The organism is Streptomyces tailanensis, assembly GCF_008386495.1.
GTDB lineage: Bacteria > Actinomycetota > Actinomycetes > Streptomycetales > Streptomycetaceae > Streptomyces > Streptomyces tailanensis.
In genome coordinates, this window is the sequence record NZ_VTHJ01000006.1 from 117,270 (window position 1) to 134,563 (window position 17,294).

Annotated in this window: 18 protein-coding genes; 3 read left to right on the forward strand and 15 right to left on the reverse strand. The window is 70.9% G+C overall.

Going from position 1 to position 17,294, the window contains the following annotated elements; genetic code table 11:
* From F3T56_RS07300 to F3T56_RS07330, 7 genes are all read right to left on the reverse strand, one after another.
* Entirely contained in the window at window positions 1-519 is a 519-nt protein-coding gene (locus F3T56_RS07300; protein WP_172638839.1) for a MarR family winged helix-turn-helix transcriptional regulator, read from the reverse strand.
* A 200-nt stretch (window positions 520-719) separates the two neighbouring features.
* Complete coding sequence (locus tag F3T56_RS07305; RefSeq protein ID WP_149823869.1) at window positions 720-1,670, reverse strand: catechol 2,3-dioxygenase; 951 nt, start codon at window positions 1,668-1,670, stop codon at window positions 720-722.
* Window positions 1,671-1,680: 10 nt separating this feature from the next.
* The gene (locus F3T56_RS07310; protein ID WP_149823870.1) at window positions 1,681-2,769 is read right to left on the reverse strand and encodes a 4-oxalomesaconate tautomerase; all 1,089 of its coding nucleotides are present in this window, start codon (window positions 2,767-2,769) and stop codon (window positions 1,681-1,683) included.
* On the reverse strand, window positions 2,766-3,476 hold the full coding sequence (locus F3T56_RS07315) for a 4-carboxy-4-hydroxy-2-oxoadipate aldolase/oxaloacetate decarboxylase (RefSeq protein WP_149823871.1): 711 nt from the start codon (window positions 3,474-3,476) through the stop codon (window positions 2,766-2,768). Before F3T56_RS07315 ends, F3T56_RS07310 begins: the two co-directional genes overlap by 4 nt.
* Window positions 3,476-4,234 (reverse strand): PIG-L deacetylase family protein, encoded by a 759-nt coding sequence (locus F3T56_RS07320; RefSeq protein WP_149823872.1) that lies wholly within the window; start codon window positions 4,232-4,234, stop codon window positions 3,476-3,478. The genes F3T56_RS07315 and F3T56_RS07320 overlap by 1 nt, the downstream gene beginning before the upstream one ends.
* Window positions 4,235-4,296: 62 nt before the next feature.
* Window positions 4,297-4,947, reverse strand: coding sequence for a GntR family transcriptional regulator (locus F3T56_RS07325; protein WP_149823873.1), 651 nt, complete (start codon window positions 4,945-4,947; stop codon window positions 4,297-4,299).
* 116 nt (window positions 4,948-5,063) lie between these two features.
* A complete protein-coding gene (locus F3T56_RS07330) occupies window positions 5,064-5,993 on the reverse strand; it encodes an EamA family transporter (RefSeq protein ID WP_149823874.1) in 930 nt (309 codons plus the stop codon).
* 68 nt (window positions 5,994-6,061) lie between these two features.
* Between F3T56_RS07330 and F3T56_RS07335 the strand changes: the two genes are divergently transcribed.
* The gene (locus F3T56_RS07335; protein ID WP_149823875.1) at window positions 6,062-6,940 is read left to right on the forward strand and encodes a LysR family transcriptional regulator; all 879 of its coding nucleotides are present in this window, start codon (window positions 6,062-6,064) and stop codon (window positions 6,938-6,940) included.
* Between the two features lie 16 nt (window positions 6,941-6,956).
* Here F3T56_RS07335 and F3T56_RS07340 read toward each other — a convergent pair whose 3' ends face one another.
* The 6 genes from F3T56_RS07340 to F3T56_RS46045 are packed head-to-tail and all read right to left on the reverse strand — an operon-like array spanning window position 6,957 to window position 12,945.
* Window positions 6,957-8,624 carry an SMP-30/gluconolactonase/LRE family protein gene (locus F3T56_RS07340; protein WP_246203466.1) on the reverse strand — a complete coding sequence of 556 codons (1,668 nt, stop codon included), beginning with the start codon at window positions 8,622-8,624 and terminating at the stop codon, window positions 6,957-6,959.
* Window positions 8,625-8,640: 16 nt separating this feature from the next.
* Complete coding sequence (locus F3T56_RS07345; protein WP_149823876.1) at window positions 8,641-10,464, reverse strand: flavin-containing monooxygenase; 1,824 nt, start codon at window positions 10,462-10,464, stop codon at window positions 8,641-8,643.
* Window positions 10,465-10,524: 60 nt separating this feature from the next.
* Entirely contained in the window at window positions 10,525-11,364 is an 840-nt protein-coding gene (locus tag F3T56_RS07350; protein ID WP_149823877.1) for an SDR family oxidoreductase, read from the reverse strand.
* Entirely contained in the window at window positions 11,357-12,547 is a 1,191-nt protein-coding gene (locus tag F3T56_RS07355; protein ID WP_149823878.1) for an NAD(P)/FAD-dependent oxidoreductase, read from the reverse strand. The genes F3T56_RS07350 and F3T56_RS07355 overlap by 8 nt, the downstream gene beginning before the upstream one ends.
* Window positions 12,544-12,741 (reverse strand): ferredoxin, encoded by a 198-nt coding sequence (locus tag F3T56_RS07360; RefSeq protein WP_149823879.1) that lies wholly within the window; start codon window positions 12,739-12,741, stop codon window positions 12,544-12,546. Before F3T56_RS07360 ends, F3T56_RS07355 begins: the two co-directional genes overlap by 4 nt.
* Window positions 12,742-12,789: 48 nt before the next feature.
* The gene (locus F3T56_RS46045; RefSeq protein WP_172638834.1) at window positions 12,790-12,945 is read right to left on the reverse strand and encodes a hypothetical protein; all 156 of its coding nucleotides are present in this window, start codon (window positions 12,943-12,945) and stop codon (window positions 12,790-12,792) included.
* Between the two features lie 161 nt (window positions 12,946-13,106).
* Here F3T56_RS46045 and F3T56_RS07365 point away from each other — a divergent pair, with 161 nt between their 5' ends.
* Both F3T56_RS07365 and F3T56_RS07370 read left to right on the forward strand, forming a co-directional pair.
* Complete coding sequence (locus F3T56_RS07365; protein WP_149823880.1) at window positions 13,107-13,874, forward strand: SDR family NAD(P)-dependent oxidoreductase; 768 nt, start codon at window positions 13,107-13,109, stop codon at window positions 13,872-13,874.
* A gap of 42 nt (window positions 13,875-13,916) precedes the next feature.
* Window positions 13,917-15,011 (forward strand): zinc-dependent alcohol dehydrogenase, encoded by a 1,095-nt coding sequence (locus tag F3T56_RS07370; RefSeq protein ID WP_246203467.1) that lies wholly within the window; start codon window positions 13,917-13,919, stop codon window positions 15,009-15,011.
* Between the two features lie 18 nt (window positions 15,012-15,029).
* Here the strand turns inward: F3T56_RS07370 and F3T56_RS07375 are convergent, their stop codons facing one another.
* Entirely contained in the window at window positions 15,030-16,475 is a 1,446-nt protein-coding gene (locus tag F3T56_RS07375; protein WP_149823944.1) for a sensor histidine kinase, read from the reverse strand.
* An 8-nt stretch (window positions 16,476-16,483) separates the two neighbouring features.
* Entirely contained in the window at window positions 16,484-17,173 is a 690-nt protein-coding gene (locus F3T56_RS07380) for a response regulator transcription factor (protein ID WP_149823881.1), read from the reverse strand.
* Between the last annotated feature and the right edge of the window lie 121 nt (window positions 17,174-17,294).

A 17,294-nucleotide genomic window follows, 5' to 3' on the forward strand; every position in this document is an offset into this window, starting at 1 on the left:
TCAGCCGGTGTGTGCCGGGTCCGTGGTCTCCTGTTCGACGAGGTCGTTGGCGTGGGTGAGGAAGTCGTCGACCATGCGGTGGAAGAGGCCGGCGAGCTGCTGGAGTTCCTCGGGCGACCAGCCGGCCAGGGCCATCTGCATACCGCGGACGCCGGCCTCGCGGATGCGGTCGATGGCCTGTCGGCCCACCGGAGTCAGCTCGATGCGCTGGGCGCGGCGGTCGTCCGGGTCGGGTACGCGGCTGACGTACCCGGACTTCTGCAGCTGCTGGACCTGGCGGGTGACGTGCGAGGCCTCGACGCCCAGGCGGTTCGCCAGCTCCCCCGGGCGCAGCGGCTCGGAGTCGGCGATCTGGCGCAGCAGGGCCACGGCGGCGCGGTCCAGCGGGACACCGGCCAGGGCCATCAGGCGCTCGTGGGCTCGCGCCCGGGTGCTGAGGTAAGTGATGCGGGTGAGGGCTCGCTCGATCTCGATCACTTCGGGGGTGGGGGGGTTGGAGGGGAGCGGTTCTGGGGACATGGGGCCACTTTAACATCTTGTTGCCTAACTCAAGTAAGTTCCCCTGTTTGGATCGCCTGAGACCTCGGGGTGTACCGCCGGAGCCCCCTGGGGCCTATCCAAAACCTGTCGTCGAAACGCCAGGCAGCCACACCGAGAGAGTCGACGTTTTTGTCAACAATATCGGCGACGGTTGGAGGTCTGGCCGGTGAGCGGATCCGTCAGTCGACCGGCGGGGTGCCGTGCGTGTGGAACGACTCGATGGTCTTCAGGCCCCACGCCTGGCCCTTGGCGCGCTCGGCCTGGGTCCAGGTGATCAGCGGCCAGTCGGGGGCGAGGACGAGCCGGGTGAGCGGGTTGCACAGCTCGATGCGGTTGCCGCCCGGCTCGTAGACGTACAGGAAGAACGTCTGCTGGATGGCGTGCTTGTGCGGGCCGGTCTCGATGAACACGCCCTGGTCGAGGCAGAGATCGGCGGCGCGGAGGATGTCCTCGCGGGTGTCGGTGGCGAACGCGATGTGGTGCAGACGCCCCTGGGAGCCGGTCCAGTCCTCGGTGTAGACGACGTCGTACGACTTGTTGGTGAAGGTCAGCCACTGGGCGGCGACTTTCCCGGTGTCGAGGACGATCTGCTCGGTGGCGCGGGCGCCGAGGACCTCGCGGGTGAAGGCGGCGTTCGCCGCGACGTCGGAGGCGAGGAAGTTGACGTGGTCGAGGCGGCGTACGCCCACGCCGTGGCCGGGCTTGGCCTGGGGCTGGTTCTTCAGCCCCGGCTTGAGGTCGTCCGGCGCCTCGTACCACTCGCTCTGCCAGTAAAGGGCGACCTCGTGGCCGTCGGGGTCGGTGGTGACGTACAGCGGACCGATGCCCGGTTCGTCCTCCATCCAGCGGCCCGCCCGGCCGGTGTTCTCCAGCTCCCTCACCCTGCGTTGGAGCGCCTCCTCCGAGGAGGTGCGCAGGGCGGTGCGGCGGATGCCGGACGTGGAGTGGGCGGTCAGGGTGAGGCTGTGGTGCTCGTAGTCGTCCCAGGTCCGCAGGTAGACCGAGCCGCCGGAGCGGCCGTTCTCGGTCAGTCCGAGGATCTCGGTGAAGAACCACAGGCTGCGGTCGAGGTCGGGGGTGAGCAGTTCGACATGGCCGAGGTGGGCGATGTCGCCGAGCGGTGGGGCCATCAGCGGGTCCTTAGGGGTGAGAGGCGGGCTCGGCGGGCCGGGGGAAGACCGTGCCGTCGAAGATCTTGCGGGCGGTGCGTACGACGGCGGTACGGCTCGCCGCGGGGCGGCCGTCGGGGTCGTACGTCACCCGGGTCTCGATGTCGAGGAAGCCGGTGGGGTGCTCGATGCGCAACCGTTCACCCGTGAACGGGAGTTGGGCCAGACCGTCGCCCGCACCGCCCTCGACGCGCAGCCCGGCGGCCACGCTCGCGGCGCCGAGCACGCCGATGGAGGTGTGGCAGCGGACGGGGATGAAGGTGCGGGTGGTGACGGCGCCGCCGTCCCGGGGCGGGGCGAGCAGGCTGAGTTTGGGCACGGTGGTGCGGGCCACGTCGCCGAGGCCCATCAGCTTGCCCGCCTCCAGCCTGATCTCGCGCAGCCGGTCGGTGAGGACCGGGTCCGCCTCCAGTTCCTCGGGGGATTCGTAGCCGGTGGCCTTGAGCGCGGCGGCGGCGATCAGCACGGTCGGCATGCCGTTGTCGACGCAGGTGACCTCCGTGCCGGCGACGACGTCCCGGGCGTTCGCGGTGGGCAGCAGCGGGCTGCCGCTCGGCGGGAACTCGATCATCACCGGCGCGCCCGTCCCCGGCACCCCGGAGATCTCGGTGTCCCCGGTGACCGCGATCCGGCCGCCGGGGGCGGGGAAGGTCGCCACGGCGAGGTCGCCGGTGTTCAGCATGCGGATGCGTACGGATGTCTCCGGGTCGCGGGCGGCCACCAGTCCGCGTTCGACGGCGAACGGGCCGACTCCGGCGAGGAGGTTGCCGCAGTTCTGACGGTCGCTCACCTCGGGCTTGTCGACGCCGACCTGGAGGAAGAGATAGTCGACATCTGCGTCGGGGTCGGCCGAGGCCGACACCACGGCCACCTTGCTGGTCAGCGGGTGGGCCCCGCCCAGGCCGTCGATCTGGCGCGGGTCGGGACTGCCCATCACGCGCAGCAGCAGCTCGTCGCGGGCGGCGGGGTCGGCGGGCAGGTCGTCGGCGAGGAAGTAGGCGCCCTTGGAGGTGCCGCCGCGCATCAGCGTGCAGCGGACCCCCTCGGGCCACCCGGTCACGACTCCGCCTCCTCGCGGACGTACTCCTCGAAGGACTTGTAGGTCACCCCGAGGCGTACGAGGGTCTCGCGCAACCCGTAGCGGTCCAGGCCGAGTTGTCCGTCGAGGAAGGCGGCGCGGGAGGCGGCCTCCTTCCGCTCGCGGGCCTGCGAGGCCTCGGCCGCCCGGCGGGCCCGCTCACGGGGGACGACGACCACGCCGTCGTCGTCGGCGAGGATCACGTCGCCGGGGCGGACGGCCTGGCCGCCGATGGCGACGGGGACGTTGACGGAGCCGCCGGTGGCCTTGACCGTGCCCTGGGCGCTGACGGCGGCGGACCAGGCGGGGAAGTCCATGGCGCGGAGTTCCTCGGTGTCGCGGATACCGGCGTCGATGACCAGGCCGCGTACGCCGCGCCGCCTGAGGGCGGTGGCGAACAGTTCGCCGAACATGCCGTCGGTGGAGGGCGAGGTGGTGGTGACGACGAGGATGTCGCCCTCGCCGCACTGCTCGACGGCGGCGTGGATCATGAGGTTGTCGCCGGGCCAGGAGAGCACGGTGACGGCGGTGCCCGCGACCCGGATGCCCTGCTGGATGGGGCGGAGGTGGGTGCCGAGCAGCCCGGTGCGGCCCATCGCCTCGTGCACGGTGGCGACACCGTACTGGGCGATCGCCTGGACGTCCTTCGCGTCCGCCTTCGGCGGGTTGGTGACGATCACGCCGCCCATCAGTCCAGCACCTCCGTGACCTGCGGGTAGGGGCGCATGTACGCCTCGGCCATGGTCTTGTGGGCGAGGCCCAGGTTGGGGCCCGCGTTGCGCTTGAGCTGGACTCCCCGGCGTACGGCGAGGTCGGTGTAGTAGTCCCACAGGTGCTGCTGGGCGCCGAGGCACTCCATGGCCTTGCGCTTGGTCTGCCAGACCTCGGTGATGTCGAGGAGCACCTCGGGCTTGAAGCCGCACATCTCGGGCTGGTGCGGTTCGAAGAAGAAGACCGGCGGCGCACCGATGATCTGGCCCTCGGACGGGTAGCCGATGGCCTGGGCGAGCACGCGCGCGTCCAGGGCCATCCGGGCGGCGGCCGGGTGGTCGCCGTTGTACGGGTCCTCCAGCGGATGGGTGAGGACGACGTCCGGCTGGGCCGCGCGGTAGACGGCGACCAGCCGGTCGGTGAGTTCGGGGGTGCCGAGCAGCGGGTAGTCACCGGCGTCGAAGAAGACGATGTCGGCGCCGAGGGTGGCGGCCGCCTTCTCGGCCTCCTCCCTGCGGATCGCCTTGATCTCGTCGAGCTTCTTGCCCTCGCGCCAGGCCTTCGCGGACTCGCCGCGCTCGCCGAACGTCAGGCACGCGATGGTGACCTTCTCGCCGCGGGAGGCCGCCAGGGCTATGGCGCCGCCGGCCCTCCACACGGAATCCCCCGCGTGCGCGGTGATGACAAGGGTCGATCGTGGTGGGGTGGCGGTGGCGGGCGCCGTGCCGTCGGTCATCGACTGAATCTCCTTGGTGTACGGACCGGTTGGCCCACCTCGGAGCATGCCGCGCGGGGGCGCTACTCGCGCAACGCCTCGATCACGCTCATGAGGTGGGCGCGGACGGCCGCTTCGGCCGCCTGCGGGTCCCTGGCGCTGATCGTCTCGATCATGGCCAGGTGTTCACTCAGGGAGTGCTGGGGCCGTCCCGGCCGCAGCGCGAGCTGGAAACGGTGACGCACCAGCTGGGCGTTGAGCCGCTCCAGCAGCTCCACCGCCACCTGCTGACCGGAGAACTCCCGGATCCTGGCGTGGAGTCGCTGGTTGAGCTCGGAGTACGTCACCGGCTCGCCGTCGGCGACGGCCTTGGTCATCGCCGTGCCGATGTCGGCCAGTTCGGCGAGTTGGTCGTCGGTCGCCTCGACCGCCGCCTTCGCGGCGCACAGCCCTTCCAGGACCATGCGGCACTCGCTGATGGCGACCGCTTCCTCCAAGGTCACCACCCGCACCCGGGAGCCCCGGTTGCGGATCCGCTCGACCAGTCCCTCGGCCTCCAGATCGATCAGTGCCGCGCGGATACTGGCCCGTGTCACACCGAACTGCTCGGCGAGCTCGTTCTCCACCAGCCGCTGTGCCGGTGCCATGTCGCCGTGCAGAATCGCCTGCCTCAGCTTCGCCAGCGCGAGCTGTTTGGCCTGCTCTCCGGTGCCCGGACGGGCTTCCTCCTGCATCGTGCCCTCCCTGAGTGAGTGCCTGTCGAACGTAAATCTAGGCCAACAGGATTGTCAACAATTTTGTTCTCACGGAGTCGCACAGTTGCGGTGTGTTGAACCGCGGGCCGCCCCCACTACGCGCGACGGGGTACGGCGATGCTCAGCGCGTTCGCCGCGACCACCGCGCCGATGGCGGTCCACTCGACCCAGCCAAGCCTCTCGCCGAGCATGATCCAGCCGACGAGGGCGGCCAGGACAGGGTTGACGCTCATGAACAGGCCGAACACCTGGGCCGGGACCCGACGCAGGGTGAACACGTCCGCGAGGTACGGCAGGGCCGAGGCCAGGAGGCCGGCGGCGACGGCGTAGCCGACGGCCCCGGCGGTCGGCGGCTGCCGGACGACCAGGACGAGGCCGACCGGCAGGAAGAGCAGGGCAGAGAGCCCGGCGGCGGCCGCGGAGCCCTGGGCGCCGGGGATGCGGCGGCCGACGGTGCGGTTGAGCAGGATGTACGAGGCCCAGCAGCACGCGGCGAGGAGGCCCAGGCCCATGCCGAGGTAGTCGGTGGAGGGCTGGGGGCGCATCAGGGTCACGACGCCCGCGCCCGCGACCAGCGCGCAGCAGGCGTCCACCCGGCGGCGCGAGGCGGCGAGGGCGATGGCGAGCGGGCCCAGGAACTCCAGGGTCACCGCGAGCCCCAGACCGATGCGGTCGATGGCGGTGTACAGCGACAGATTCATCGTCCCGAAGACCAGCGCCAGCAGCACCACCGGCCACCACTGGCGTGCGGTGAAGGACCGCAGCTTGGGGCGGCCGACGGCCACGAGGACGATCGCGGCGACGTACTGCCGTATCGCTACGACGCCGACGGGCCCGAGCACCGGGAAGGCCAGCGCCCCCATCGCGGCGCCGACCTGGTTGGACAGGCCGCAGCCGACCATGGTGACGACACCGGCCAGCCGCCCCGCACCCGGCTCGCGGGCGGGAGCCGCGGCCTGCGCAGGGGCCGATGGGGCTGGGGCCTGGGTCGTCCGGGCTGAGAGCGGGGCGGGAGCGGCATCCATGGACCGATCGTGCGCGCGGAAGGCGAATGCGCAAAATGCATCGGCTGCTCGATCTATACGCTGAAGTCATGGACAGCGAAGCCGACACCGCCAGGGACGTGGAGCTGCGCCAGCTTCGCTGTCTCGTCGCCATCGTCGAGGAGGGCACGTTCACCGATGCGGCCGCCGCCCTCGGCGTCTCCCAGGCGGCCGTGTCCCGCACGCTCGCCTCGCTCGAACACGCCCTGGGGGTAAGGCTGTTGCGGCGGACCTCCCGTGAGGTGACGCCGACGCCGACCGGCTCGCGTGTCGTGTCGCACGCCCGGCGGGTGCTCGGCGAGGTGGACGATCTCGTCACGGAGGCCACGTCGGGCCATGTGCGGCTGCGGATCGGTTACGCCTGGTCGGCACTGGGTCGGCACACGCTGGACTTCCAGCGCCGGTGGGGAGCCGCGCACCCGGAGACGGATCTGCGGCTCCTCCGGATCAACTCCCCGACGGCCGGTCTCGCGGAGGGTGCCTGTGACCTCTCCGTCGTCCGCAGGCCGCTGGACGAGCGCCGGTTCGACTCCGCCATCGTGGGGCTGGAACGCCGGATGTGCGCGATGGCCGCCGACGATCCGCTGGCCCGGCGCCGCTCGGTCCGGCTCGCCGAGCTGAGCGGACGTACGCTGCTGGCCGACCGCAGGACCGGGACGACCACCGCCGAGCTGTGGCCGCCCGACGCCCGGCCGACGTTCGAGGAGTCACATGACGTCGACGAATGGCTCACCTCGATCGCCACCGGCCGGGTCATGGGGGTGACCCCGGAGTCCACCGCCCACCAGTACCGGCGGCCCGGCGTCGTCTACCGGCCGGTGCGCGACGCCGAGCCGATCGCCGTACGGCTCGCCTGGTGGCGGGACGACCCGCATCCCGCCACCCAGACCGTGCTCGAACTGCTGACGGAGCTCTACCGCTCCGCCTGAGCCCTCGCCTTCGGCGTCAGTCGCAGCACGGTGCCCTCGCCGTTGGCCGATAGGACGAGGGTGCCACGACCGCCCTGCCCGCCTCGTCGATCCGGAGCACCGACCCGAGCCGTTCCTCGCTGACTTGACGTCCTCTCCTGCCCGAGGGCAGGAGATTCCGGTCCGTACCGCTACGCGGTACCACCACGGGTTCCTGTTTCACAGGCCACTGCCGACCGGTGAGAGTCGGTCTTACACAGCCTCCGCAGGCCTGACTTCCCGCCCGTCCGGCGGTAGGTCCCACAACTCCGTTGTCGGACAAAGCGATCTTAGCCATGCCGCTGTGCCCCTCCGGGTCACTACCGGCAGGATGCCCTACACCTCCAGCCTGAAGGGTGGAGCAGTGGGCAAGTGTTCGGTAGCGGCGGCCCTCCGCGTCGAAGGCGACGTCGGTGGGCCGGTCGAAGCCTTCGGCGAGCACAGTCACGGTGTCCTCGGCGTCGATGGCCACGATCCGGCCCGCACCCGCCTCGGCGACGACGAGGGATCCGTCCCGTCCCACCGCGATGCCGATGGGCCGGTCGAGCCCGCCCGCACGGTCGCGCGTGGTCCCGGTCGTGGGCTCGTACGTGTGCACAGTGCCGAACTGCGAGGTGTAGTGCAGCAGTTCACCGTCGGCCGTGATGCCGTGGGCGAACGGCCGCAGAAGGCGGGTCGTCACGCCGCCCGGCTCGGCCTTCCCGAACGCGCCCAGCAGCTCGCCCTCGCCCTCGTCGGTCACGGCCGGCCCGGCCAGCCGGTAGTGGTCGGCCGCGTGCACCGTGCCGCCGAGGTCGACGGTGACGCCGTAGGGGCCGTCGAAGCCGCGGGGCACGAGCTCGCGGGTGCGGCCGTCGGGGTGGAGTTCGGTGAGGCCGCCGCTGGCGTAGCTGGAGACGAACATGCGGTTCTCCGCGTCGAACGCCGCGTTGTCGAGGCCCTTCAGACCACTGGTGACCAGCGTCCGGGATCCGCTGCCGTGCAGGTCGATGCGGGTCACGTAGCCTTCGACGCCCAGCGACAGGACGTGCAGGACACCGCCCTGGTCGAAGCGGACCGCGACCGGCATGTGCACCTCCTCGGCGACCACCTCGGGCGTTCCGCCGTCCGGCGGGATCCGCCAGACCTGGCCGGTGATCATGTGCGGGTAGTACAGGTATCCGTCCGGTCCGCGCTGCATCGCGTTGCCGAGGGCCAGGCCCTCGGTGAGCACGACCGGGTCGCCGCCGTCCGGGAAGAGCTCCATCAGACGGCCGTCGAACTTCATCTCGTTGATGAAGAGCCGGTCGCCGATACACGTGATGCCGTTGGGGTTCTCCACATCGTCGGAGACGACGCTGTACTCCCCCCGCGGACTCCGCCGCCACACCCGCCCCGGCACCAGGTCGGCGATGTACATCGAGCCGTCCGCGCCGAAGGCGAGGTCGTCCGGCGACTGCACCGGACTGTCCATCGGTACAACGACGTCGACGTCCCTCGTGACCAGGTCGAAGGCGCTGATCCGGCCGGCGAGGTACTCCGCCACGTACAGCCGTCCGTCGGGGCCGAACGCGATGCCGTTGGAACCCCACAGCCGGTTGGGCCGGTTGAGTCTGCGGGCGGTCCAGCGATCGCTGGTGGGCCGCCGCTCGCCGGTCTCGTCGAACCGGCTGGGACAAGCGGTCATGTCATCCCCCTTCTTCTCACTCGGCACCGACGAGGACGTCGTCCATGCCGCCGTTCGCGCGCCAGTGCGCGAGCAGTTCGTGGAAGGCGACCGGCCCGTCGCCGTACGACTCGCTGCGCTCGCGGGGCCTGCCCTCGCCGTTGTAGTAGCCGGGGGTGCACTCCGCCTGGAACGTGTACAGGTCGGCGGCCTTCTCGCGGATCGTGGCGACCCAGGCGTCCACGGCCTCGGCGGTCGGCTCGACGTACCGGGCCCGGCGGGCGCGGGCCGCGGCGACGACCTCGCCGACGTGGATCGACTGCTGGTCGAGGATGTGGACGTAATTCACCGAGCTGGCGTTCTGCATCGGGCCCAGCTGGAAGAGGTTGGGGAAGCCGTGGCTGTAGAAGCCGTGCAGGGTCTTCGGGCCCTGGGTCATCCAGGTCTCCAGCAGGCCGACACCGCCCCGGCCGTACGCGGGGAGCCTGCCGGACAGCAGCCCCGAGACGCCCACCTCGAAGCCGGTGGCGAAGATGATGCAGTCGACCTCGTACTCCACCCCGCCGACCACGATCGCCCTGTCGGTGATCCGCTCCACGCCGTGGGTGTCGGCCGTGTCGACGAGTGTGACGTCGGGGTTGTTGAAGGCCTGCAGATAGTTGTCGCTGAACGCGGGCCGCTTGCACATGTAGCGGTACCAGGGCTTGAGCTTCTCGGCGGTCTCCGGGTCCTCGATGATCGCGTCGACGCGGGCGCGCAGCTCGTTCATCTTCTGGAAGTCGGCTATCTCGTACGCGCGTTCCCGCTCCGCGGCCGGGACGTCCGCGTACGCGTTGGTCGGGATGAGCTTCTCCTGGAGCCGCGCGCTGCTGGTCCAGGCGTCGTTGACCAGGTCCTCGCCGACGCGGACACCGGTGACGGTCTTGAGGAAGTTGTCCATACGACGCTGCTGCCAGCCCGGGGTGAGCGTCTTCGCCCACTCCGGGGCGGTGGGCCGGTTGTCGCGGACGTCGACCGAGGAGGGCGTGCGCTGGAACACGTACACCTGGCCGGCGTCGGCGGCGAGGTGCGGGACGACCTGGATGGCCGTCGCGCCGGTGCCGATGACGGCGACGCGCTTGTCGGCGAGTTTCGTCAGGCCGCCGTTCGCGTCGCCGCCCGTGTAGTCGTAGTCCCAGCGGCTGGTGTGGAAGGTGTGGCCCTTGAAGGTCTCGATGCCGGGGATACCGGGGAGCTTGGGCTGGCTCAGCGTGCCACTGGAGACGACCACGTAGCGGGCTCGCATGCGGTCACCGCGGTCGGTGGCGACGATCCACTCCAACTCGGTCTCGTCCCAGCGCAGTTCGGTGGCCACGGTCTGGAAGCAGGCGTCCTCGTAGAGGCCGAAGTGGCGGGCGATCGCCCGGGTGTGCCGGCGGATCTCCTCACCCGGCGCGTACCGCCACTTCGGGACATAGCCGAGCTCCTCGAGGAGCGGCATGTAGATGTACGACTCGATGTCGCAGTGGATGCCGGGGTAGCGGTTCCAGTACCAGGTGCCGCCGAAGTCGCCGCCCTTCTCGATCACCCGGATCGACTCCACGCCCGCCTGCCTCAGCCGGGCACCGGCGAGCAGCCCGCCGAACCCACCGCCGATGACCACCGCCTCGACCCGGTCGTGCAGGGGCTCCCGGGTGAACTCCGGGTCGGCGTACGGGTCTTCGCCATAGGAGCCGAAATCGCCGTCGACACGCTGGTACTGCCGGTTCCCGTCGGGGCGGATCCGGCGGTCGCGTTCGGCGCGGTAGCGGGCGCGCAGGGCGTCGGGGTCGAAGCCGAGCTCCTGCGGGTCGAGGGTGACGGGCGAGTGGGGGGTGGACATCTTCGTCCTGTCTCCTGTCTCTCGGTTTCTGTTTTGTGTCTTCCTCCGCCGCCGCGTCCGTCAGGCGGCGCGGTGCCGGCGGAGCCAGGCGGCCTGTCCGCCGTCGACGAGCAGGTCGGTGCCAGTGATGTAACGCGCTTCCGGTCCGGTGAGGAAGGCCACCGCGGCGGCGATCTCCGCCGGCGTACCGGTGCGGACCGCGCCGTTCGTCTCCAGCATCCCGAGCATGTGCGCACCGCTCGGGCCCTCGGCCTCCGCCTTCGCCATGGCGGTGGCGATGACGCCCGGGCTGACGGAGTTGATGCGGGCGCCGAGCCGGTTCCAGGCGAGCGCGGCGGCCTCGACCCGCAGCTGGTTGGCCCGCTTGGATACGATGTACGCCCTCCTGGCGTCGTCCCCGACGGCGGCGACGGCGTCGACCGCGAGCAGTTCCCCGACCGGGGCCGTCGCGAGGGCGGCCTCGTCCGCGGGGCTCAGGGAGGCGACATGGCCGGCCATGCTGGAGACGCACACCAGGGACATACCCGGGGTTGCCACCTTCTCGAAGGCGTCGATGATGTGGACCGTGCCGAGCAGGTTGACGTCGAGGATCGTCTGCGCCGATCCCTGCGCGGCCGACACACCGGCGGTGTGGACGACGGCGGCCACCCGGCGCGCGCCCGCCGCCTCCGCGGCCAGCTTCTCCACGGACGTACGGTCGCGGACATCGACCAGGACGCCGCGCGCCGCATATCCCTCGTCGCTCAACTCGTCGACGACCCGGTCGAGTCGATCCTGTGAGGCGTCCGCGAGGTACAGGCTCCGCCCGCTGCCCAGCCGCCGCGCGATCGCCACGCCCATGCCGCCGGCCCCGGTGACGACGACCACGTCAGGGCTGTGCTGCGGCAGTTGGTCAGCCATGGTGGGCCTCCTCCAGTTCGGTGGGTACCGCCTCGCTCCAGGCGGCGCCGACCGCGATGGCCTGCCGCCACTGCCGGATCGCCTTGGGCGGCATCCCGGCGGCCAGGGCGCCGGTGACCCGGTCGCCGGTGCGGTAGACGGCCACGAACCGGCGTTCGGCCAGGTCCCCGTCCACCACGGCGACCTCGTCGTGGCCGCGCAGATAGCCGTAGGCCTGCACCTTCATGTCGTACTGGTCCGACCAGAAGTACGGCACCGGCGCGAAGGGTTTGCGCGCCTCGCGGGCGGCGAGCAGGTTGCGGGCGGCGGCCATGCCCTGCTCGGCCGCGTGCGTGCGGTGCTCGATGCGCATCGCGGTACCGAACAGCGGGTTGTACCAGCGGGCGACATCACCGGCCGCGTAGACGTTCCGCGCGGCCTCGCAGTGCTCGTCGCACACCACGCCGTCGCCGACGCCGAGTCCGCTGTCCGCCAGCCACTCGGTGTTGGGCACGGAGCCGATGGCGACGAGCACCTCGTGGGCCTCGATGACCTCGCCGTCCGCGAGCCGTACCCCGTCCTCGGTCACCTCGGTGACGGTGACTCCGGTGCGCAGGTCCACCCCGTGGTCGAGGTGGGCCCGGGACAGCATCGCGCCGACCTCCGCGCCGACCGCGTGGGCGAGCGGCACCGGCGCCGGTTCGAGGAGGGTCACCTGCGCCCCGAGGCGCCAGGCCACGGCCGCGGCCTCCGCGCCGAGGAACCCGGCGCCGACCACGACCAGCCGCCGCCCCGGGGTCAGCCGGTCCCGCAGCGTCAGGGCGTCCTCCAGGGTGCGCAGTACGTGCGCGCCCTCGCCGGGCAGCCGCCGGGGCCGTACGCCGGTGGCGATGACGAGTCCGTCGTACGGCACTGTCGAGCCGTCGGCCAGCCGCACCTCGTGTGCGGGGAGGTCGAGGCCGGTCGCGGCGGTGCCGAGCCGCAGGTCCAGGTCGAGGACGTCGAGGTCGGCCGGGGTCCGCAGGGTCAGCCGGTCGGTGTCCCACTCCGCCGCGAGGAGTTGCTTGGACAGCGGGGGCCGGTCGTACGGGGCGTGCGGTTCGTCGCCCACGAGGGTCAGCGTGCCGTCGTAGCCCTCGCGGCGCAGCGTCTCGGCCGCCGCGAGTCCGGTGGCCGAGGCACCCACGACGACGATCCGCCTCACTGCTCCACCAGGCGGATCGCGGCGGCGGGGCAGACCGCGATGGCTTCCCGCACGCCGTCCATCAGGTCATCGGCGGGGTGCTCCACCAGCAGGATCGCGACGCCGTCTTCGTCCCGCTGGTCGAAGACCTCGGGAGAGGCCATCACACACTGGCCGGAGGCCACGCACTTCGGTTCGTCCAGTTCCACGCGCATCGGCTTGCTCCTTGTTCCTCAGTGTTCGGCAGTACGGGTGGGGGCGTGTCACCAAGTGACGGGCAGACACTTGACGCCGTACGCGGTCCCGGTGTGATTGAACGCCAGCTGATCGATCGGGGCGACCGGGCTCAGCGTGGGGATGCGCTTGTAGAGCGTGCTGTAGACGGAAGCGGGAACGGCCGCCGGCGGCGATGGGGACATGTACATCACCCTACCCTTCTCGTTGCCTAACTCAAGCAATCCGAACTATCAGATTGCTTGACTCAAGTAATCTAGATATGCTTGCCTTACTCAAGTAAAGCGAGGCGGCCGTTTCACGGGTTCGCCCGGCCGCCCCACCCCGACGAAACGAGGAACACTCCATGAGCAACTCCGGTCTCGGCGGCCGCGGTGTCGTCGTCACGGGCGCCGGTTCCGGCATCGGCCGGGCCGCGGCCCTGAAGTTCGCCGCGGCGGGCGCAAAGGTCCTGGTCGCGGACCTGAACAAGGACGGCGCGGAGGAGACGGTCAAGGAGATCGAGACGGCCGGCGGCACAGCCCTCGCGGTCGTCGGCGACCTCAGCGACCAGGCGGTCGTGGACCAGGTCGTCGAGCGGGCCGTCGAGGCGTTCGGCGGGCTGGAGGTCCTGGTGAACAACGCCGGGATCATGGACCGGATGTCGGCCCTCGCGGACGTCGACGACAACGAGTGGGAGCGGGTCATCCGGGTCAACCTGACCGCCCCCTTCCTGCTGACCCGGGCCGCCCTGCCGCACATGCTGAAGGCGGAGCGCGGCTCGATCGTCTTCACGGCCTCCGAGGCCGGTCTCCGCGGCAGCGCGGCCGGTGCCGCCTACACCGCGTCCAAGCACGGTGTCGTCGGTCTGGTGAAGAGCCTCGCGGTCATGTACCGCAAGCAGGGCATACGGGCCAACGCCATAGCCCCGGGCCCGACGATGACCAACATCCAGGTCGACGCCGACAAGGACGCCCACGGACCCGCCGTCATCAGCCCGCTGATCGGCGCCAACCTCGGCAGGCTCGGCACCGCCGAGGAGCAGGCGGACGCCATCGTCTTCCTCGCCTCCGACGCCGCCGCGTTCGTCAACGGCGTGGTCCTGCCTGTGGACGACGCCTGGGCCGCCGTCTGACGGTCCTCCTCCCCCACCCCGAGTCCGGCCGGGGCACGGTCCGTGCCCCGGATCCGGTCGGCCCCCCTCGTACCACCAGAAAGTGGGTCTCCCCATGGCGACGATGAAGTCCGTCCGCACCGCCGGTGTCGGCAAGGTCGAGGCCGTGGACGTCGAGCGTCCCGTGCCCGGCCCCAGGACGCGCTCGTACGCATACGCGCCTGCGGCATCTGCGGCACCGACGTCACCTTCCTCCGCATGCAAGGCATGCCCGCCCGCGCCCATCTCGGCGGTGAGATAGTGCCGGTGCCGCTCGGCCACGAGCCGGCCGGCGAGATCGTCGAGCTCGGCGCCGAGGTCACCGGTCTCGCGGTCGGCGACCGGGTCGTGGTCAACCCGCAGGACGCGCCGACCGGCATCATCGGCTGCGGCGGCCGGTACGGCGGTATGAGCGAGTATCTGCTGATCGAGAACGCCGAGGTCGGCCGGAGCGTGGCGGTCTTCCCCGACACCGTGCCCTTCGACGTCGCCTCCCTCAACGAGCCCATGGCCGTCGCCCGGCACTGCGTCAACCGTTCGGAGGCCAAGCCCGACGACAAGGTCGTCGTGTTCGGCGCCGGGCCCATCGGTCTCGGCGCGGCCATCTGGCTGAAGCTGCGCGGCGTCGCGCACGTGGTCGTCGTCGACGTCATCCCCGCCCGGCTGGAGAAGGCACTGGCCGTGGGCGCGGACGCCGTCATCAACTCCGCAGAGGAGGACGTCGCCGCGCGGCTGACCGAACTGCACGGCCAGGCCGCCAACGCGCTCGGCCAGCCCCGGCCCGGCACCGACATCTTCATCGACGCCGCCGGGGTCCCCGCCGTCTTCAACACCGTCGTGGGGTCGGCGAAGTGGCACGCGAAGCTCGTTATGGTCGCGGTGCAGAAGAAGGGCTCGGAGATCGACCTCGGCGGCATGCTGCGCAGCGAGCTGACCCTGATCGCCTCGCAGGGCTACCCCACCGAGATCTTCGAGGTCACCCCCGAACTCGTCGAACACCACGAGCGCTTCGCCAAGCTCATCAGCCACCGGATACCCGCCGACGAGGCCGACCGGGCCTTCGAGCTCGCGCTGACACCGGGGGCGGCGGAGAAGGTGGTCGTGACGTTCGACGAGTAGGACTGTGACCTGCGCGTCCTACGACCGGGGGGTCCCGAGCGGCAGTCGGACCGTGAACGTCGTCGTGCCCGGGACGCTGGTCAGGTCGATGGTGCCGCCGTGGGCTCGGATCAGGGAGCGGGCGACGGCGAGGCCGAGGCCGCTGCCGCCGCGGTCGCGGCTGCGGGCCTTGTCGACGCGGTAGAAGCGGTCGAAGACGCGGGCCTGGTCGTCCGCCGGTATGCCGGGGCCGGAGTCGGTGATCCGTACCTCGGTCAGGCCGGACTCGACGGCCACCTCCAGGGCGACCTTCGTGCCGGGCGGGGTGTGCACGGCGGCGTTGGTGAGGAGGTTGTCGAGGACCTGGCGGACGCGCAACGGGTCGAGACGCAGCCGTACCGGGGCGGAGCCGATCGCCACGGTCAGCGGGTGGTCGGGGCGGCCGGCGCGGAAGGCGTCCGCGGCCTGGCGCGCGAGCTCCGTCAGGTCCGCCTCCTCCAGCCGCAGCGGGGTCTCGACGTCGGCAGCGTCCAGGCGGGCGAGCATCAGCAGGTCGTCCAGGAGGACGCCCATCCGGGCGGCCTCGGCGCGCAGCCGGGCCAGGTGCTTGTCGCGTTCCTCGGGGCTGTGGGCGGCGGCGTACTGGAAGAGGTCGGCGTAGCCGCGTACGGACATCAGCGGGGTGCGCAGTTCGTGCGAGGCGTCGGCGACGAAGCGACGCAGCCGCTGTTCGGCCTCGGTGCGGACGGCGAGCGCGTCGTCGATGTGCTCCAGCATGGTGTTGAAGGCGGTGCGCAGTTCCTCGACCTCGGGGCCGCCGTCACGGTTGTCGTGGCGCACCGACAGCCGCGCGGAATCAGTCAGGTCGTGCGAGGTGATCCCGCGGGCGGTGTGCGCCATGTCGCCCAGCGGTTTCAGTCCGCGCCGCAGCATCGCCCGGCCGAAGACGACGAGCGCGGCGAGCGCGAGGACGAAGGTGACGACCTGGATCGTGATCAGCTGGTTCACGGTGTCGTCGATGGCGTCCAGAGGCGCGGCGCTGACGAGGACCACGCCGGGTTCGGCCTCGCAGGCGCGCAACCGGTAGAGGCCCGCGCCCTTGAGGTGCTCGGTGCGGAGGATCTCCGTGTCCAGACCGGCCTGTGCCCGCGCCAGCGAGGTGAAGTCGTCGACGTCCTCGGGGACGTCGGCGGAGTCTTCGGGGTCGCGCAGCCTGGGGTTGCCGTCCTTCACGTCGTACACGGCGTAGTACCAGCGGTAGTACTTCTTCCCCTCCAGGGTGCCGTTGTCCGCGATGCTCTTGGACTGGGCGATCTGGGCGATCTTCAGCTGTTCGTTGAGCTGCGCCGACAGATAGTCGCGCATGTACATGGTGAGCGCGCTGCCGACGACGGCGAACACGACCAGCGCGAGTGCGCCCAGGCCCAGCGCCAGCCGGGTGCCCAGGCGCATCGCGCGATAGGTCTCCTTGATCCGGGCGATCACTCGGGCGATCACTCGGTGGCCTGTCGCAGCGCGTATCCGAAGCCTCGTACGGTGTGGATGAGCGGTTCGCCGCTGTCGTCGAGCTTGCGGCGCAGCCGGCTGACGACCAGCTCGACGACGTTGGAGCGGCCGCCGAAGCCGTACTCCCAGACGTGGTCGAGGATCTGTGCCTTGGTGAGGACGGTCGGCGACTTGCGCATCAGATAGCGCAGGACCTCGTACTCGGTCGGGGTGAGGGTGAGCAGCTTCTCGCCGCGGCGTACCTCGCGGGTGTCCTCGTCCATGGTCAGGTCCGCGACCTGGAGCACCGATCGCTGGAAGGCGGGCCCGGCGCTGCGCCGCAGCACGGTCCGCAGCCGGGCCATCAGCTCCTCCACCGCGAACGGCTTGACCAGGTAGTCGTCGCCGCCCCGGGTGAGACCGGCGACCCGGTCGGCGACACCGTCGCGGGCGGTGAGGAACACCACGGGCACCATCGTGCCGGACTGGCGCAGCCGGTCGAGCACGCCGAATCCGTCCAGCCCTGGCAGCATCAGGTCGAGGACCACGATGTCGGGACGGAACTCGGCCGCCTGGCGCAGCGCCTCCTCGCCGGAGTACGCCGTGATCGCGTCCCAGCCCTCGTAGCGGGCGACGGTCGCCACCAGGTCCGCGATCGGCGGATCGTCGTCCACCACGAGCAGTCGCACTTTTTCCACGTGCTCATACTGCGTCACCGACCGTGTCGCCCCATAGCCCGTTCACAGCTCCAACGAAGATCGATAAGAACATGAAAGTTGTCCGACAGTAAAACGACAGCTCTCGCGCGACAAGCTCGTA

Excerpts from the sequence above, each read along its gene's own strand:
- F3T56_RS07320 (WP_149823872.1), bottom strand. The coding sequence starts at position 4,234 with ATGACCGACGGCACGGCGCCCGCCACCGCCACCCCACCACGATCGACC.
- F3T56_RS07305 (WP_149823869.1), bottom strand. The coding sequence starts at position 1,670 with ATGGCCCCACCGCTCGGCGACATCGCCCACCTCGGCCATGTCGAACTG.
- F3T56_RS07330 (WP_149823874.1), bottom strand. The coding sequence starts at position 5,993 with ATGGATGCCGCTCCCGCCCCGCTCTCAGCCCGGACGACCCAGGCCCCA.
- F3T56_RS07315 (WP_149823871.1), bottom strand. The coding sequence starts at position 3,476 with ATGGGCGGCGTGATCGTCACCAACCCGCCGAAGGCGGACGCGAAGGAC.
- F3T56_RS07345 (WP_149823876.1), bottom strand. The coding sequence starts at position 10,464 with ATGTCCACCCCCCACTCGCCCGTCACCCTCGACCCGCAGGAGCTCGGC.
- F3T56_RS07365 (WP_149823880.1), top strand. The coding sequence starts at position 13,107 with ATGAGCAACTCCGGTCTCGGCGGCCGCGGTGTCGTCGTCACGGGCGCC.
- F3T56_RS07300 (WP_172638839.1), bottom strand. The coding sequence starts at position 519 with ATGTCCCCAGAACCGCTCCCCTCCAACCCCCCCACCCCCGAAGTGATC.
- F3T56_RS07340 (WP_246203466.1), bottom strand. The coding sequence starts at position 8,624 with ATGACCGCTTGTCCCAGCCGGTTCGACGAGACCGGCGAGCGGCGGCCC.
- F3T56_RS07335 (WP_149823875.1), top strand. The coding sequence starts at position 6,062 with ATGGACAGCGAAGCCGACACCGCCAGGGACGTGGAGCTGCGCCAGCTT.
- F3T56_RS07360 (WP_149823879.1), bottom strand. The coding sequence starts at position 12,741 with ATGCGCGTGGAACTGGACGAACCGAAGTGCGTGGCCTCCGGCCAGTGT.
- F3T56_RS07350 (WP_149823877.1), bottom strand. The coding sequence starts at position 11,364 with ATGGCTGACCAACTGCCGCAGCACAGCCCTGACGTGGTCGTCGTCACC.
- F3T56_RS07325 (WP_149823873.1), bottom strand. The coding sequence starts at position 4,947 with ATGCAGGAGGAAGCCCGTCCGGGCACCGGAGAGCAGGCCAAACAGCTC.
- F3T56_RS46045 (WP_172638834.1), bottom strand. The coding sequence starts at position 12,945 with ATGTCCCCATCGCCGCCGGCGGCCGTTCCCGCTTCCGTCTACAGCACG.